The organism is Paracoccus panacisoli (genome assembly GCF_042435015.1).
In the GTDB taxonomy this organism is placed as follows: Bacteria; Pseudomonadota; Alphaproteobacteria; order Rhodobacterales; family Rhodobacteraceae; genus Paracoccus; species Paracoccus panacisoli.
The window spans coordinates 1-1,654 of record NZ_JBHMQU010000057.1 but is presented as its reverse complement, the minus strand read 5'-3'; the positions used below and the strand labels follow the sequence as shown (position 1 = coordinate 1,654).

The following is a 1,654-nucleotide window of genomic DNA, read 5'->3' as shown; positions in this document are numbered from 1 at the left end:
CCCGCGCGCCCCGCGACGCGCGCCAAGGGCACCGGCGCGGGCGTTGCCGAGACGGCGGCGGTCCCGCGGGTCGGGGTCACGCGGCTCTCGAACGGCAACCCGGACGCCAAGGGCGCGGTCCCGGCCGGGGCCGCGGGCCTGCCCAGCGACCTCTGGGGCGCGGCCGCCGCGGGCGACATCGCCGCGGCGCTCGGGTCCGCCCAGCCGCGGCTCGCGGCGACGCGGGCGCTGCTGGTGCGGATGCTCACCGCGCAGCTCGACGCCCCCACCGGCACGCCGGGCGGCGCGGCGGGCACCGGCGACGAGGGGCGGCTGTTTCTCGCCCGCACCGACCGGCTCATCGCCCTCGGGCTCGTCCCCGAGGCCGAGGCGCTGGCCCGCGCCGCCGGCACCGGCAGCGCCGAGGGCTTCGCCCGCCGCTTCGACGCCGCCCTCTATCAGGGCGACGCGACCGAGGTCTGCCAGCTCATGGCCGACCGCCCCGGCCTCGCCCCCGACCTCGCCGCCCGCGCCTATTGCCTCGCGCAGGCGGGCGACTGGCCGGCCGCGGCGCTGACGCTCCACGGGGCCCGCGACGCCGGGCTGATCCCGCCGCAGACCGTGGCGCTGCTGGAACGCTTCCTCGACGATTCGAGCGCCGATCTGGCCGAGGCGCTGCCCGACCCGCGGTCGGTCTCGCCGCTCGAGTTCCGGCTTTTCGAGGCGATCGGCCAGCCGCTGGCGACGAGCCAGCTTCCCCTGCCCTTCGCCTGGTCGGACCTCGGCGGCGACGCGGGCTGGAAGGCCGAGATCGAGTCCGCCGAGCGCCTCGCCCGCGCCGGCGCCATCGACCCCGCGCGGCTCGCCGCGGCCTATGCCGAACAGAAGCCCGCGGCGTCGGGCGGGATCTGGGACCGGGCGGCGGCCTATCAGCGCCTCGACGCGGCGCTCGGTGCGGGCGACGGGGCGGCGCTGGCCGAGGCCCTGCCCGACGCCGAGCGCCGCTTTGCCGAGGCCGGGCTGCTGCCCGCGCTCGCCCGTCTGGTGGCGGTGCGCCTGCCGGCCGCCGGGCTCGACGGCCCGGCCGCCGAAAGCGCGGCGCATCTGCGGCTGCTGGCCGGCGTGCCGGTGCCGGGCGCCGCAAGGCTGCCCGAGGCCGACCGGGCGCTGGTGCAACTGGCCGAGGGTCACCCGGCGGCGGCGCCTCCCGCCGCAGACGGGGACGGCGCCGACGCGGACCGCGCGGCACCCGCCGAACCGGCAGACACCGCTCAGGCTTCGGACACCCGCCCCGCCGCCGACGGGCCCGCCCCGCCCCCCTACAGCGACCCGGCCTACGCCCCCGGCAGCCCCGGTGCGGCCTATGCCGCCGCGCTGCGGACCGCCTCCGACCTCGCAGCCCCGCCGCAAGGCCGCGGGCTGGCGCTGCTTGCCGCGCTGACGGATGTCGAGGCCGGGCTGGACGGCGACACCGCCCGCGCCGCTGGCGGGCTCGCGGCGCTGACCCGCCTCGGCCAACCCGAGACGGCCCGTCGCGCGGCGGTCGAGCTGCTGCTGACCGACCATCTCGGCGGCCCCCGCCGGTGACCCCGCCGGGGCGCCCGCGCGGCGCGGCCCCCCCGCCCGTCGCGCCGGGCCTCGACACCGGACCGCCGGATGCGCCGGACCAGCCCGG

General features: G+C 80.7%; 1 protein-coding gene. It reads left to right on the top strand.

The window, feature by feature from the left end:
* Nucleotides 1–1,566: hypothetical protein (locus tag ACFHYO_RS11910; protein WP_394320651.1), on the top strand; the 1,566-nt coding region annotated here is incomplete at its 5' end.
* Nucleotides 1,567–1,654 lie beyond the last annotated feature (88 nt).